The organism is Synechococcus sp. HK05 (assembly GCF_019104765.1).
In the GTDB taxonomy this organism is placed as follows: Bacteria; Cyanobacteriota; Cyanobacteriia; order PCC-6307; family Cyanobiaceae; genus Vulcanococcus.
Genome location: NZ_JAHRXJ010000007.1, coordinates 49,039 through 61,964, shown reverse-complemented (window position 1 = coordinate 61,964; position 12,926 = coordinate 49,039). Strand labels below are relative to the sequence as shown.

The following is a 12,926-nucleotide window of genomic DNA, read 5'->3' as shown; positions in this document are numbered from 1 at the left end:
ATCCTATCAGTCCATGAGCCCGGAAGCGCATCGCTGGGGCAGCCGAGGCAAGCGATGCTTAAACCCACAAAGGATCTCCCATGGGATCGTGCCCATCGGCTCACTCCAGGCTTGAGGGTCGATCACGGCGCCTCCGTCCTCCCCCAGCAGGGTTACCACACTGCCGACCTCCACGGCCGGCTGATCCGTGACATCCAGCACCAGCTGGTCCATGGTGATGGCTCCCACCTGGGGGATCAGCTGCCCCTGGTGCAGCACCTGCAGGCGGTTGGAGAGCAGGCGCGGCACGCCATCGGCGTAGCCAATCCCCACCACCGCCAGACGGCTGGGGCGCCGGGTGGTGAAGCGATGGCCGTAGCTCACTCCCACACCCGCTGGAACCTCGCGGATCAGGCTCACGCGTGCCCGCACCTGCATGGCCGGCTGCAACTCCAGGTCTGCGCCGAGATGGAGGGCTGGCCTGTGGCCATAGAGGGCCAGGCCCACACGCACCATGTCGTAGTGGAGCTGGGCTGAGCGCAAGGTGCCGGCGGAGTTGGCCAGATGACGGCAGCCGCTGGCCAGGCCCGCCTGCTGTACGCCAATCAACACCTGCTCGAAGCGTTGCTGTTGCAGGGCGGTAAGGGAATCGAGCTCCAGACCTGGGGCATCGGCATCGGCTAGATGGGAATAGAGACCGGCCAGCTCCACAGCCTCCAGGCCGGAGATGGCCTCCACCAGACGCCGGCCCTCCTGCCAGGGAGCCCCCAGGCGCGCCATACCGGTATCGAGCTTGAGCTGCACCGCCATCGGTCGGCCGCTACCAGCCGCCAGGTTCTGGCAGAGCAGGGCCTCGCGCATGCCGCTGAGGGTGGGCATCAGCTGCCAGTGCAGGCAGGCGCGCAACTCCTCAGGCTGGGTGAGGTTGCCGAGCACCAGCACCGGCTGAAGAAGACCCGCCTGGCGCAGCTCCACCCCTTCCTGCAGAGTGGCCACACCGAAACAACTGGCACCTCCGGCGGCAGCAGCGCGAGCCACCGGTACGGCGCCATGGCCATAGCCATCCGCCTTCACCACCGCCATCAGGTTGCAACCCGGCGCCAGGGAGCGCATAAGGGTGCGGGCATTGCGCTGCACCGCGGCTTCGCACACCTCAACCCAGGCCCGCTGGCGTGGGTGGGGCCAGGGATCACCCGAGGGGCTGATGGCCGGGGAGGCTTCTGTCATCCGGCGTGGCGTCGGAGAAAGCGTAAGCGGGGATGCATCGCATTCCAGATGAAGGCCCTTAGCATGGCAAGCAATTCCAGGGCTGCCAGGGTGCCTCTCCCATGGGCCACGTGCTGGTTCTCAACGCCTCCTACGAGCCGCTCAACATCACGAGCTGGCGGCGCGCCACTGTGATGGTGCTGAAAGGGAAGGCGGAAGGGCTCGAGCACGCGGCGGATCTGCAGCTGCGCCCCGGCCTGCATCGGCCCACGGTGATCCGACTGCGCCAGTTCGTGCGGGTGCCCTTCCGGGCGCTGCCGCTCACCCGCCGCAACCTGTTCCAGCGCGACGGCCACCGCTGCCAGTACTGCGGCAGCGAAAGCGAACGCCTCTCCATCGATCATGTGATGCCCCGCAGCCGCGGCGGCAGCCACAGCTGGGACAACGTGACCACCGCCTGCCTGCGCTGCAACGTGCACAAGGGCAACCGCACGCCCCGAGAAGCGGGCATGGTGCTGCTTCAACCACCGCGGCGGCCGCTCAGCGGGCCCTTGTTTGAGGCCCAGCGCCAAATGGCTCGGGGGCAGCACCACGAATGGGCGAAGTACGTGCAGGGCTGGGACGACAGCGGCCAGGAGCTCGCCGCCTGAGCGCAGACGAGGATCAGCCCCCGGCCTGCTGCGCCAGCTCCTCCAGCTGCCGCCGCTGATCCGCCGACACACAGGCCCCGATCAGCTCCGCCAGCTGCCCCTGCAACACCGGCTCCAGCGAGAAGTTGCGGCCGAGGCGGTGATCGGTGGTGCGGTTGTCTTTGTAGTTGTAGGTGCGGATTTTTTCGCTGCGATCGCCGGTGCCCACCTGGGCCAGGCGAGCGGAGCGCTCCTCAGCGTTGGCCGCCGCCAGTTCGCGCTCGTAGAGCTTGGCCCGCAGGATCTCCAGGGCCCGCTCCCGGTTCTGCAACTGCGAGCGCTCTTGGGTGCAAAACACACGAATGCCGGTGGGTTTGTGCAGCAGATCCACCGCCGTTTCCACCTTGTTCACGTTCTGGCCACCGGCACCGCCGGAGCGGGCCGTGCTGATCTCCAGATCGCCCGGATCGATCTGCACCTCCACCGGATCGGCCTCCGGCATCACCGCCACCGTGGCGGTGGAGGTGTGCACCCGGCCCTGGGATTCGGTGGCCGGCACCCGCTGCACCCGGTGCACGCCGGCCTCAAACTTCAGCTGGCTGAACACGCCGTCGCCCTTGATCGCCAGGATCAATTCCTTGTAGCCGCCCAGCTCGGCCTCAGAGGCGCTCACCGGCTGCACCTTCCAGCCCACGGCCTGGGCATAGCGCTCATACATCCGCGCCAGATCACCGGCCCAGAGCGCCGCCTCATCGCCGCCGGCACCAGCGCGGATCTCGAGCATCACGCTGCGCTCATCGCGCGGGTCGCGGGGCAACAGCGCCAGGGTGAGCTGCTCCTCGAGGGCAGCAATCCGAGTGGTGAGGTCGGCCAGTTCCTCCTGGGCCAGGGCTTCGAGATCAAGATCACCGCGGCTTTCGCGCAGCAGCTCGCGCGCCTGCTGCTCCTGGCCTTGGAGGGTCTGCAGTTCGGCGTAGCCCATCACCAGCGGCTCGAGCCGGGCCCGCTCCCGGGCAATCGGCTCCAGCTGAGCGGGATTGGCAGCCACATCGGGATCTGCCAGCTGCCGCTCGAGCGTGTTGAAGGTGGTGCGCGCCGCGTCGAGACGCTCGCTCAGAAAGGAGGCATCCATGCTGGAAGGAGACGAGCCCGATCAGGAAGCGGGCGCAGAACAGGATCAGCGATCGAGGATTGAACAGCGAAAAGCCGGGTGCCCTGAAGCACCCGGCTCATGCTCAACACCACAGCGCAGGCGCTGCGGAGATCAGAAACGCACCGCTCAGGCCTTGGCGTCGGCCTTGGCATCGGCAGCAGCTGCACCGCCCATGCCGTACTTGCGCATGAAGCGATCCACACGACCCTCGGTGTCGAGGATCTTCTGGGTGCCGGTATAGAAGGGGTGGTTGCCGCTCCACACATCCACGTGGAGTTCGGGCGAGGTGGAGCCGGTGGTCATCACCACCTCTCCGTTGCAGATCACCTTGGCATCGGGATACCAGGTGGGATGGATTTCGGCCTTCGGCATGACGAATACGGAGCTGAGGAGCTGAAGCGGAATCAGCGCTTGGAGAACTGAGGAGCCTTACGGGCTTTCTTCAGGCCGTACTTACGACGCTCCTTGGCGCGGGGGTCGCGGCTGAGGTGGCCTTCGGTCTTGAGGGGCTTGCGGTTCTCGGGGGAGAGCTCGCACAGCGCACGGGCTGCACCCTGCTTGATCGCATCGGCCTGGCCAGTGAGGCCACCGCCGCGCACGTTCACCAGGATGTCGTACTCGCTGGCCAGACCCAGGGTCTGCAACGGAGCGGTGACGGCCGCCAGGTAAACGGGGTTGTAGTTGAGGTAGTTGTCACCGGGGCGACCATTGATGGTCACGGTGCCGGTGCCGGGAACCACGCGCACGCGAGCGACTGCTGTCTTGCGGCGGCCGGTTCCCCAGTAGACGACGGAGTTGGTGCTCATTGGGCGGAAGCGGCGGGATCGAGGGCGAGGGCCTGGGGCTGCTGGGCGGCGTGGGGATGCTCAGCACCCTTGTACACCTTCAGCTTGCGGAACAGCTGACGACCGAGGGCGTTGTGGGGCAGCATGCCCTTCACGGCCTTCTCGATGATCCGCTCGGGAATGCGCGCCTGGAGCGCAGCAAAGGATTCGGTCTTCATGCCACCGGGACGACCCGAGTGACGGCGGTAGACCTTCTCCGTGAACTTGTTACCGCTGACCTTCACCTTCTCGGCATTGATCACCACGACGAAATCGCCGGCATCAATGTGAGGAGCGAAGTTGGGGTTGTTCTTGCCCCGGAGCACCGATGCCACTTCGCTGGCGAGACGGCCGAGGGTCTGGTTCTCAGCATCCACCAGGTACCACTGGCGACTGGAGGGATCCTGAGGGGGAACGAGAGTCTTGTTCATCGCACCGGCGGGCCGGATCGGTAAGAGCTCCACTGCTCAAGCGAACAGGGGGCGGGACAGGGTGTCTGGACGGGAGGTCTGGACTGGGACGGCAGGGCATCCGATCACTCGGACGTCTGAAGCTCGTGGAGCGACCCTACCTCGCCGCCTGACACGCCCCCTTCGCGGAGGGCTGGATCAGGCGCGGGGCGGAGAGTCGGAACACTCCAGCAAATACCGCGGTTGGCAATCATACCAGGCGGCATCAGGGAACACCGCCGTGGGGTAACCCACCCGCAACAGGGTGAGCCCGTGGGGTGGTGCGGCTTCCTTCACTTCATGGCGGGCACCGCTGCGCCAACGCTGCTCGAAGGCCGCCAGGCTCAGGCGCTGCTCCCCCACCGCCACCAGCTGGCCCATCACCAAGCGCACCATGCCGTAGAGGAAACCGCTGGCCTGGAGCTCCACCTCGATCAGATCGCCCCGGCGCTCCACCGACACCTCCTGAAGGGTCGTGCGCGAATGAGAGCGGGAGCTGCCGGCGCGCTCAAACGCCGCGAAATCATGCTCGCCAAGCATGCCCTCGAGGGCCTGGCGCATCCGCTGCTCATCGAGGCGCAGCTGGTAGCGATGCCAGCTCCAGGGCGCCAGAAACAGATTGGGCAGGCGGGCGTTGTACAGCGTGTAGCGGTAGCGCCGGTAGCTGGCACTGAAGCAGGCATGCCAGTCGGCCGGCACCTCGGCCCCAGCACGCACACGGATGCTGGCGGGCAACCGGCCATTCAAGGCGGCTGGCCAGCGCTGGGCGGGGATAGGCCCTTCGGCATCGAAGTGCACCACTTGAGCGGCCGCGTGCACACCGGTGTCGGTGCGCCCCGCGGCCTGCACGCTCAGCGGGCGGCGGGGATCCAGGGCGGCAATGGCCGTCTCGAGGGTTTCCTGAACGCTGGGATCACGGGGCTGCCGCTGCCAGCCGCAGTAGGGGGCACCGTCGTATTGCAGGCAGAGCGCGATGCGCCGTACTGCGGGGGTGAGGGGAGGGGCAGACGGTTCCACAACGCTCAAGGCACAAGGGCCAGACACAACAAAGCCGCGCGGATCCATGGATCACGCGCGGCGGTTGAAACGCTGAAGCTGAATCAGACCAGCTCGATGATCGCCATCTCGGCATTGTCGCCGCGGCGGGGCACGGTGCGGATGATGCGGGTGTAGCCGCCGTTCCGATCGCCGTAACGCTCTTGAGCCTTGTCGAACAGGGCGTGCACGAGCTGCTTGTCGTAGATGTAGCCGATGGCGCGGCGACGGGCGGCGAGGCTGCCGTCCTTAGCCAAGCTGATCATGCGCTCGGCTTCATCGCGCAGGGCCTTGGCGCGGGCCTTGGTGGTGGTGAGGCGACCTTCGCGGATCAGCTGCGTGGTGAGGGCGCGCAGCATGGCTTTGCGTTGGTCAGCGGGGCGTCCCAGCTTGGGAACTCGGCACTGGTGGCGCATGACGGATGCGGAGGGTTGGTGTGAACAGAAAAGGAAACGACTCGCGCTCGATCAGGCGCTGGTGCGGCTCTGGGGCAGGGAGATGCCGATGCGCTCCAGCGCTTCGATCACTTCATCGGCCGACTTGGAGCCGAAGTTCTTGATCTCCAGCAGATCTTCGTAGCTGAAGCCCATCAGATCAGACACGGAGTTGACCTGGGCACGCTTGAGGCAGTTGTAGGCGCGAACCGAGAGGTTCAGCTCCTCGAGGGGGATCTGCGCTTCAGCGGAGGGCTCGGGCTCAAGGCCGGGCTCATCCACCATGGTGAGGCTGGCCAGGGGCTGGAACAGCGCAATCAACTGATTGGCGGCCTGGGCCATGGCGTCGTCAGGGGTGACGGAGCCATCGGTTTCGATCTCCAGGCGCAGGCGCTCGCGGGCAGAGCCGCCTTCGCCCACTGCGGTTTCATCCACGCTGTAGTTCACGCGGCGCACCGGCATGAACACGGCATCGATCTGAAGCAGATCGATGGCGCTGGTGTCTTCGCTGCGGCGATCCACCGGGCGATAACCCACGCCACGCTCCACGTGCACTTCGAGCTCGAGGCTGTAGCCGTCGGCCACGGTGGCGATCGGACGGTCGCCGTCGATCACGTTCACCTGCGAGGAGAACTGCAGGTCAGAGGCGGTGACGGTGCAAGGACCGTTGGCCACCAGACGACCGATCTCCAGCTCGCGGGTGCGGCTGCTGACGGCGATGTCTTTGCAGTTCAGCAGGATGTCGAGAACGTCTTCGCGCACACCGGGAACGGTGGCGTATTCGTGGTTCACGCCGGCGATGCGCACGGCGGTGATGGCGCTGCCCTCGAGGGCTCCCATCAGCACGCGGCGCAGGGAGTTGCCGAGGGTGATGGCCTGGCCCCGCTCAAGGGGGCCGATCACAAAGACGCCGGTCTGGGAACGGTCGTCGGCGATCTGGTGTTCAACCCGATCGATCTGGTACTGCAACACGGTCTGAAGCTCGAAAGAAGAGGAGGAGCCCCCTCTGGGGCGGGGCAAAACGTCGGATCAGACCCGGCGACGCTTGGAGCGGCGGCAGCCGTTGTGGGGCAGGGGGGTGACGTCGCGAATCAGGGTGATCTCCAGGCCAGCCACCTGCAGAGCACGGATGGCGGTTTCACGGCCGGAACCAGGACCGCGCACCAGCACCTCGATCTGGCGCATCCCCTGCTCAAGGGCGCGACGGGCGGCTGCTTCTGCGGCGGTCTGAGCGGCGAAGGGAGTGCCCTTACGGGCGCCCTTGAAACCACTGGCTCCAGCGGAGCTCCAAGAGATCACTTCACCAGCGGTGTCGGTGATCGAAACGATGGTGTTGTTGAAGGTGCTCTGAATGTGCGCCACACCATTGGGCACATTCCGCTTGGTCTTCTTAGCGCCGGATTTCTTGGCGGGCTTGGCCATGGATAAAGCCCTGCAACAGCAGGGAGGTGATCAGGGAACTGAGGGGGGCGACCTGGTGACGCCGGTGCCCTACGGGAACCGAACGGCAGGTGCGAAGGGGTTGGCCGAAGGCCGGAAGCAAGGTCAGGCCTTACTTCTTCTTACCGGCAACGGTCTTACGGGCGCCGCGGCGGGTGCGGGCATTGGTGCGGGTGCGCTGACCACGCACGGGCAGGCCGGCACGGTGACGACGGCCGCGAACGCAACCAATGTCTTGCAGGCGCTTCATCGCCATGCCTTCCTGGCGGCGCAGGTCGCCTTCCAGGGTGTACGACTCAGCCGCGCCGCGCAGCTTCTGCACGTCGGCGTCGTCGAGGTCTTTCACGCGGGTGTCGGGGTTAACACCGGTTTTGGCCAGGATTTTTTGGGCCGTGGTCAGGCCAATCCCGTACACATAGGTGAGGGCGATTTCGATCCTCTTGTCGCGAGGAATATCAACGCCGGCAATCCGAGCCACAGAAACTAACGATAGGGTGAGCAGGGGAGGGGTTGGCCCGAAGGCCGATGGCAAGACTCAACCAGGGATCAACCCTGGCGCTGCTTGTGCTTGGGGTTGGCGCAAATCACCATCACCCGGCCGTGGCGACGAATCACCCGGCACTTGTCGCACATTTTCTTGACCGAGGCACGCACCTTCATGGGAGCGGTCTCTCCAATTTTGCAAACGACGACCCTACCACAGCGGTCAAGCCAGCACCTGAGCGATCCGCGCTCCGATCTCCTCCACCGTACCGGCGGCTTCCACCGGAGCAATCAGGCCACGCTCGCGGTAGTAAGCGATCAGGGGCTCGGTCTGCTGGCGGTACACCTCGAGGCGGTGGCGGATCACCGCTTCGTTGTCGTCGGCGCGGCCGCGGGAGAGCAGGCGCTGCACCAGCACCGAATCGTCGAGCTCCATCAGCACCACCAGCTCAATCTGCTGGCCGAGTTCCGCGAGCAGCGCCGCGAGGGCATCGGCCTGGGCCACGTTGCGGGGGAAGCCATCGAGCAACCAGCCGCCGCTGTGGGCCTGCAGACGGCTGCGCACGATGGCCAGCACCAGCGCATCGCTCACCAGCTCGCCGCGGGCCATCACCGCCTCGGCTTCCTTGCCCAGCTCACTGCCGGCGGCCACTTCAGCCCGCAGCAGATCACCGGTGGACAGGTGCAACAGACCCTGGCTTTCCGCCAGGCGCTGGGCCTGCGTGCCCTTGCCGGCACCGGGAGGACCGAGGAAGAGAAGGCGTTGCTTCATGACAGAACGGCGAACGACGGAACGGGAAGGGGAAAAACAGGAAGGAAGGCTGAGAGCTCAGCTCGCGCTCACTGGCGCACCATGCCCTCGTAGCGCTGGGAGATCACAGCGGTTTGAAGCTGTTTGGCGGTTTGGATCGCCACGCCTACCAGGATCAGCAGGCTGGTGGCACCGAGGCCCTGGAAGGTTTTCACCTGGGTGGCCGATTCCACCGCCGAGGGGATGATCGCCACTGCACCGAGGAACAAAGCACCCAGCAGGGTGAGCCGATTTTGCACACCGCTGAGGTATCCAGCGGTGGCCGAGCCAGGACGCACGCCTGGGATGGCCACACCGGAGCGCTTCAGGTTGGTGGCCACATCCACGGGGTTGATCGTGAGGGTGGCGTAAAAGAACGAGAAGCCGATGATCAGCGCAAAAAACAGCAGCGCATACAGCCAGGGTGTACCGCTGTTGGGGCTGAGGGCCGCGGCGATGTTGATCAGCCAGGGCTGCTTGGTGATGTTGGCAATGGTGAGCGGCAGGAACACCACAGCCGAGGCGAAAATGATTGGCATCACGCCGCCGGCATTGAGCTTCAGGGGCAGATAGCTCTGGCGAGCAGACAGACTGGCACCGCCTACCTGACGCTTGGCGCTCACGATCGGGATGCGGCGGCTGCCCTCCTCCACGCACACGATGCCCACGATCGTGATCAGGAACACGGCCACAAGCACCACGATGCCGCCCACGGTGCTGCGATCGCCGCTCTGGGCGAGCTCAATCGTGGAGCCCAGCGCCCGCGGCAAGGTGGCCACGATGTTGAGGTAGATCACCAGCGAGGCGCCCTGGCCAATACCGCGCTCGGTGATCACCTCACTGATCCACATCACCACCATCGAACCCGTCACCAGGGCGACGGCGGTCTGCAGCACAAACACCAGCTCAGAGGTGCCGGCGGTGGCATAGGGGCGCAGGATCAGGGCGAACACCACGCTTTGGAGGATGCCCCAGCCCAAGGCCACATAGCGGGTGTACTGGGCGATCTTGCGGCGCCCCGCCTCACCCTCGTTCTTCTGCAGATCCTCCAGCTGCGGCAGCGCAGACGTGAGCAGCTGCAGGATGATCGAGGCGTTGATGAACGGAAGAATTCCCAGACCGAACACCCCGAGGGTGGAGATGCCACCCCCGGTGAAGATGTCAAGGAAGCCGATCAGCTGACCGCCACGGGCGATGAAGTCCTGAAAGGCGGCCCGATCGATGCCGGGAACGGGGATGTAAATCCCCAGACGCACCAACAGGAGCAAGCCAAGGGTGATCAGCACGCGGTTGCGCAGATCCTTGGCCTGAATCAGCTGGGTGATGATTTCACCGGCACTGGGGTTGCGACCCCGGCTGACGAGCATGACGGGCGGGCGGAGAACGGAGAACAAAAAACCGCCTGGAGAAGCCGGGAGGCTCCGCCAGGCGGCACCGACGCTAATGGGTCGGGGTCAGAACCAAGCCGAAGCTCAGATCACTTCGCAGGAGCCACCTGCAGCCTCGATCTTCTCGCGGGCGCTGGCGGTGAAGGCAGCAGCCTGAACGGTGAGCTTCACCTTGAGGTCGCCGGTGCCGAGCACCTTCAGGGGGTGCTTGGGGCTGGTGACGATGCCGTCTTTCACGAGGCTGTCGATGTTGACGGTGCTGCCGGCCTTGAGCTCAGCCAGCTTGCCCACGTTGATCACCGTGAAGTTCTTGGGGTTGATCACGGTGAAGTGCTTGAGCTTCGGCACCCGGCGGTACAGAGGCATCTGACCACCTTCGAAGCCCGGACGGGTGGGACGACCCGAGCGGGACTTCTGACCGCGCATCCCGAAACCGCAGCTGGCACCTTGGCCGGCGGCGATGCCACGACCCTTACGGAGCTTGCGGCGACGGGCGCCCTTTTGGGGGGCGAGGGATTGGAGATTGAGCGACGTCATGGCAATCCTCAGGAGTAGATCTGCTCGAGGGAGATGCCACGCTCCTTGGCGGTCTCCTTGTGGGTGCGCAGGCCGGCCAGGGCATCCATGGCGGCGCGGGCGTTGTTGAGGGGGGTCTTCGAGCCGAGGCGCTTGGCCAGCACATTCTTGATGCCGGCGAGCTCCAGCACCGTGCGGATCGAACCGCCCGCGATCACACCGGTACCCGGGGCAGCGGGGCGAATCAGCACGCTGGCGGCGCCGTCGCGACCATTGCCAAGGGTGGGGATCGAGGAATGACGGGTGAGGGGCACCTTCACCAGGTGCTTCTTGCCATCGGCCACGCCCTTACGGACAGCGCCGATCACATCGCCGGCCTTGCCGACGCCCACGCCCACCTGGCCCTTCTCGTTGCCGACAACAACGATGGCCCGGAAGCTCATCTTCTTACCGCCTTTCACGGTCTTGGAGACGCGGCGGATTTGCACCACGCGCTCTTGCCACTCGGAGTCACGCTCCTGGCCACGGCGGTTGTCACGGCCACGGCCGCGGCGGTCACCCCGGCCCTCGCCCCGGCCACCACGGCGCTCCTGCTGGCCTTCGGCCGCTGCAGGAACATCAGCCGCGCCCGGGATGTCGTTGGACTGGATCTGGTCGTTGGTTTCGGTCATGGTGAGAGCAGGGATCAGAACTGAAGGCCCGCTTCCCGGGCGGCGTCAGCCAAGGCCTTGACACGGCCGTGGTACAGGTTGCCGCCTCGATCGAAGACCACCTGTTGGATGCCCTTAGCCAGGGCACGCTTGGCCACCAGTTGACCAACGGCGACGGAAGCATCGCAGGTGGCAGCAGCCGAGACGTTGGAGCGCAGCTCCTTATCGACGGTGGAGGCAGAGCAGAGGGTGCTCTGCGCATCGTCGTCGATGAGCTGCGCGTAGATGTGGTTGTTGGAGCGGAACACGGCCAGGCGCGGACGCGCGGCGGTGCCGGAGAGATTGCGACGCAGACGCCGGTGGCGTTTCTGCGTCTGCTGCTTGCGGGACAGTGTGGACATGGCAGTACAGGGTAACGACGCTCAGGCAGACCTCATTTCTTACCGGTCTTACCGGCCTTACGCAGGATGCGTTCACCCTCGTACTTGATGCCCTTGCCCTTGTAGGGCTCAGGCGGACGAATGGCGCGAACCTTGGCTGCTTCGTTGCCCACCAGTTCCTTGTCGGCACCGGAGACGAGCACGGTGGTGTTGCCATCCACGGCGAAGGTCACGCCGTCGGGAGGCACCATCTCCACCTGGTGGCTATAGCCAGCGCTCACCACCAGCTTCTTGCCTTGAACGGCGGCGCGGTAGCCCACACCAACGATCTCGAGCTTGCGGGTGTAGCCCTTGCTCACCCCTTCCACCATGTTGGCGACGAGGGTGCGGCAGAGGCCATGGCGCTCACGGGAGCGACGGTTGTCGCTGGCGGGAGCCACCACGAGGGTGCTGCCGTCCTGGGCAATGGTCACACCGTCGGGGAGGGTGCGGCTCAGTTCACCTTTGGGGCCTTTGACTTTGACGTCGAGACCGCTGAGGGTGACGGTGACGCCGCCCGGAACGGGAATCGGCGCTTTACCAATACGAGACATGGATCAACCTCCCTGATCAGTAGACGTAAGCGAGCACTTCGCCGCCGACACCCTGCTTGCGGGCATCGCGGTCGCTCATCACACCTTTGGAGGTGGAGATGATGGCCACGCCGAGACCGCCCAGCACCTTGGGGAGCTGGCGGGTGTTCTTGTAGATGCGCAGACCGGGCTTGCTGACGCGCTGCACGGTGCGGATCAGCGGCTGACGGTGCTTGCCGCTGTACTTGAGTTCGAGCACGAGGTGCTTCTCAACGCCTTCACCCTCTTCAGAGATCTCGGCGATGAAACCCTCCTGCTGCAGCACCTTGGCGATGCTGCGTGCCATGCGCGATGCAGGCACCTTGGTGGATTGGTGACGTTTCTCACTCGCATTGCGGATGCGGGTGAGCATGTCGGAAATCGGGTCGTGATTAGCCATGGTCGGGTCCGAAGAGGGCTCAGTTACTGCGGAACGGCATTCCCATCTCGCGGAGGAGGGCCCGGCCCTCTTCGTCGTTACGGGCAGTGGTCACGATGGTGATGTCCATGCCCCGGATGGCATCGATCTTGTCGAAGGAGATCTCAGGGAAAATGATTTGCTCCTTCACCCCAAGGGTGTAGTTGCCCCGACCGTCAAAGCTCTTGTCGCTCACACCGCGGAAATCGCGGATGCGCGGCAGAGCCAGATGGATCAGACGCTCGAGGAACGCATACATGCGGTCGCCACGCAGGGTGACGGCCACACCGATCGGCATGCCCTGACGGATCTTGAAGCCGGCGATGGCTTTCTTGGCGCGGGTCACATTCACCTTTTGACCGGTGATCGTGGCCAGCTCCTCGATGGAGGCCTCGAGGGCCTTGGCATTCTGGGCGGCTTCACCGAGGCCCCGGTTGACGGTCACTTTGACCAGCTTGGGGACTTCGTGAATGTTCGAGAGGTTGAGATCCTTGAGCAGCTTGGGCTGGATCTTCTCCCGATAGTTCTGTTTAAGGGACAT

20 protein-coding genes are annotated in these 12,926 nt (G+C 65.2%); 1 reads left to right on the top strand and 19 read right to left on the bottom strand.

Annotated elements, in window-relative coordinates; genetic code table 11:
- Positions 1 to 6 precede the first annotated feature (6 nt).
- Complete coding sequence (gene alr, locus KUL97_RS06540) at positions 7 to 1,206, bottom strand: alanine racemase (protein ID WP_217796178.1); 1,200 nt, start codon at positions 1,204 to 1,206, stop codon at positions 7 to 9.
- A 101-nt stretch (positions 1,207 to 1,307) separates the two neighbouring features.
- Between alr and KUL97_RS06535 the strand changes: the two genes are divergently transcribed.
- Positions 1,308 to 1,835, top strand: coding sequence for an HNH endonuclease (locus tag KUL97_RS06535; RefSeq protein WP_217796177.1), 528 nt, complete (start codon positions 1,308 to 1,310; stop codon positions 1,833 to 1,835).
- A 13-nt stretch (positions 1,836 to 1,848) separates the two neighbouring features.
- On the opposite strand, the gene prfA is transcribed toward KUL97_RS06535, so the two are convergent.
- From prfA to rplE, 18 genes are all read right to left on the bottom strand, one after another.
- Complete coding sequence (prfA, locus tag KUL97_RS06530) at positions 1,849 to 2,946, bottom strand: peptide chain release factor 1 (protein ID WP_217796176.1); 1,098 nt, start codon at positions 2,944 to 2,946, stop codon at positions 1,849 to 1,851.
- Between the two features lie 147 nt (positions 2,947 to 3,093).
- Positions 3,094 to 3,339, bottom strand: coding sequence for a 50S ribosomal protein L31 (gene rpmE, locus KUL97_RS06525; protein WP_217796175.1), 246 nt, complete (start codon positions 3,337 to 3,339; stop codon positions 3,094 to 3,096).
- Between the two features lie 32 nt (positions 3,340 to 3,371).
- Positions 3,372 to 3,773 (bottom strand): 30S ribosomal protein S9, encoded by a 402-nt coding sequence (gene rpsI / locus KUL97_RS06520; RefSeq protein ID WP_217796174.1) that lies wholly within the window; start codon positions 3,771 to 3,773, stop codon positions 3,372 to 3,374.
- Positions 3,770 to 4,222, bottom strand: a complete 453-nt coding sequence (rplM, locus tag KUL97_RS06515; RefSeq protein ID WP_029553138.1) for a 50S ribosomal protein L13 — start codon at positions 4,220 to 4,222, stop codon at positions 3,770 to 3,772. Before rplM ends, rpsI begins: the two co-directional genes overlap by 4 nt.
- A 177-nt stretch (positions 4,223 to 4,399) precedes the next feature.
- The gene (gene truA, locus KUL97_RS06510) at positions 4,400 to 5,305 is read right to left on the bottom strand and encodes a tRNA pseudouridine(38-40) synthase TruA (RefSeq protein WP_254896276.1); all 906 of its coding nucleotides are present in this window, start codon (positions 5,303 to 5,305) and stop codon (positions 4,400 to 4,402) included.
- Positions 5,306 to 5,340: 35 nt separating this feature from the next.
- Entirely contained in the window at positions 5,341 to 5,691 is a 351-nt protein-coding gene (rplQ, locus tag KUL97_RS06505; protein WP_010311623.1) for a 50S ribosomal protein L17, read from the bottom strand.
- A gap of 51 nt (positions 5,692 to 5,742) precedes the next feature.
- A complete protein-coding gene (locus KUL97_RS06500) occupies positions 5,743 to 6,681 on the bottom strand; it encodes a DNA-directed RNA polymerase subunit alpha (RefSeq protein WP_217796204.1) in 939 nt (312 codons plus the stop codon).
- A 57-nt stretch (positions 6,682 to 6,738) separates the two neighbouring features.
- Positions 6,739 to 7,131 (bottom strand): 30S ribosomal protein S11, encoded by a 393-nt coding sequence (rpsK, locus tag KUL97_RS06495; protein WP_010311626.1) that lies wholly within the window; start codon positions 7,129 to 7,131, stop codon positions 6,739 to 6,741.
- A gap of 130 nt (positions 7,132 to 7,261) precedes the next feature.
- Entirely contained in the window at positions 7,262 to 7,627 is a 366-nt protein-coding gene (rpsM, locus tag KUL97_RS06490; RefSeq protein WP_010311628.1) for a 30S ribosomal protein S13, read from the bottom strand.
- Between the two features lie 68 nt (positions 7,628 to 7,695).
- Positions 7,696 to 7,809 (bottom strand): 50S ribosomal protein L36, encoded by a 114-nt coding sequence (gene rpmJ, locus KUL97_RS06485; protein WP_010311631.1) that lies wholly within the window; start codon positions 7,807 to 7,809, stop codon positions 7,696 to 7,698.
- Between the two features lie 46 nt (positions 7,810 to 7,855).
- Positions 7,856 to 8,404: an adenylate kinase gene (locus KUL97_RS06480; RefSeq protein WP_217796173.1), complete on the bottom strand. Its 549-nt coding sequence runs from the start codon at positions 8,402 to 8,404 to the stop codon at positions 7,856 to 7,858.
- 68 nt (positions 8,405 to 8,472) lie between these two features.
- Complete coding sequence (gene secY / locus KUL97_RS06475) at positions 8,473 to 9,789, bottom strand: preprotein translocase subunit SecY (RefSeq protein WP_217796172.1); 1,317 nt, start codon at positions 9,787 to 9,789, stop codon at positions 8,473 to 8,475.
- 105 nt (positions 9,790 to 9,894) lie between these two features.
- Complete coding sequence (gene rplO / locus KUL97_RS06470; RefSeq protein ID WP_217796171.1) at positions 9,895 to 10,347, bottom strand: 50S ribosomal protein L15; 453 nt, start codon at positions 10,345 to 10,347, stop codon at positions 9,895 to 9,897.
- Between the two features lie 8 nt (positions 10,348 to 10,355).
- Positions 10,356 to 10,997 (bottom strand): 30S ribosomal protein S5, encoded by a 642-nt coding sequence (gene rpsE, locus KUL97_RS06465; RefSeq protein WP_217796170.1) that lies wholly within the window; start codon positions 10,995 to 10,997, stop codon positions 10,356 to 10,358.
- A gap of 14 nt (positions 10,998 to 11,011) precedes the next feature.
- The gene (gene rplR / locus KUL97_RS06460; RefSeq protein WP_217796169.1) at positions 11,012 to 11,377 is read right to left on the bottom strand and encodes a 50S ribosomal protein L18; all 366 of its coding nucleotides are present in this window, start codon (positions 11,375 to 11,377) and stop codon (positions 11,012 to 11,014) included.
- 32 nt (positions 11,378 to 11,409) lie between these two features.
- Positions 11,410 to 11,949: a 50S ribosomal protein L6 gene (gene rplF / locus KUL97_RS06455; protein WP_217796168.1), complete on the bottom strand. Its 540-nt coding sequence runs from the start codon at positions 11,947 to 11,949 to the stop codon at positions 11,410 to 11,412.
- A 16-nt stretch (positions 11,950 to 11,965) separates the two neighbouring features.
- Positions 11,966 to 12,367 (bottom strand): 30S ribosomal protein S8, encoded by a 402-nt coding sequence (gene rpsH / locus KUL97_RS06450; RefSeq protein WP_010311648.1) that lies wholly within the window; start codon positions 12,365 to 12,367, stop codon positions 11,966 to 11,968.
- Between the two features lie 19 nt (positions 12,368 to 12,386).
- Positions 12,387 to 12,926 carry a 50S ribosomal protein L5 gene (rplE, locus tag KUL97_RS06445; RefSeq protein ID WP_217796167.1) on the bottom strand — a complete coding sequence of 180 codons (540 nt, stop codon included), beginning with the start codon at positions 12,924 to 12,926 and terminating at the stop codon, positions 12,387 to 12,389.

Coding starts and splice junctions, on each gene's coding strand:
- alr (WP_217796178.1), bottom strand. CDS start 1,206: ATGACAGAAGCCTCCCCGGCCATCAGCCCCTCGGGTGATCCCTGGCCC.
- KUL97_RS06535 (WP_217796177.1), top strand. CDS start 1,308: ATGGGCCACGTGCTGGTTCTCAACGCCTCCTACGAGCCGCTCAACATC.
- prfA (WP_217796176.1), bottom strand. CDS start 2,946: ATGGATGCCTCCTTTCTGAGCGAGCGTCTCGACGCGGCGCGCACCACC.
- rpmE (WP_217796175.1), bottom strand. CDS start 3,339: ATGCCGAAGGCCGAAATCCATCCCACCTGGTATCCCGATGCCAAGGTG.
- rpsI (WP_217796174.1), bottom strand. CDS start 3,773: ATGAGCACCAACTCCGTCGTCTACTGGGGAACCGGCCGCCGCAAGACA.
- rplM (WP_029553138.1), bottom strand. CDS start 4,222: ATGAACAAGACTCTCGTTCCCCCTCAGGATCCCTCCAGTCGCCAGTGG.
- truA (WP_254896276.1), bottom strand. CDS start 5,305: ATGGATCCGCGCGGCTTTGTTGTGTCTGGCCCTTGTGCCTTGAGCGTT.
- rplQ (WP_010311623.1), bottom strand. CDS start 5,691: ATGCGCCACCAGTGCCGAGTTCCCAAGCTGGGACGCCCCGCTGACCAA.
- rpsK (WP_010311626.1), bottom strand. CDS start 7,131: ATGGCCAAGCCCGCCAAGAAATCCGGCGCTAAGAAGACCAAGCGGAAT.
- rpmJ (WP_010311631.1), bottom strand. CDS start 7,809: ATGAAGGTGCGTGCCTCGGTCAAGAAAATGTGCGACAAGTGCCGGGTG.
- KUL97_RS06480 (WP_217796173.1), bottom strand. CDS start 8,404: ATGAAGCAACGCCTTCTCTTCCTCGGTCCTCCCGGTGCCGGCAAGGGC.
- secY (WP_217796172.1), bottom strand. CDS start 9,789: ATGCTCGTCAGCCGGGGTCGCAACCCCAGTGCCGGTGAAATCATCACC.
- rplO (WP_217796171.1), bottom strand. CDS start 10,347: ATGACGTCGCTCAATCTCCAATCCCTCGCCCCCCAAAAGGGCGCCCGT.
- rpsE (WP_217796170.1), bottom strand. CDS start 10,997: ATGACCGAAACCAACGACCAGATCCAGTCCAACGACATCCCGGGCGCG.
- rplR (WP_217796169.1), bottom strand. CDS start 11,377: ATGTCCACACTGTCCCGCAAGCAGCAGACGCAGAAACGCCACCGGCGT.
- rplF (WP_217796168.1), bottom strand. CDS start 11,949: ATGTCTCGTATTGGTAAAGCGCCGATTCCCGTTCCGGGCGGCGTCACC.
- rpsH (WP_010311648.1), bottom strand. CDS start 12,367: ATGGCTAATCACGACCCGATTTCCGACATGCTCACCCGCATCCGCAAT.
- rplE (WP_217796167.1), bottom strand. CDS start 12,926: ATGTCCCTTAAACAGAACTATCGGGAGAAGATCCAGCCCAAGCTGCTC.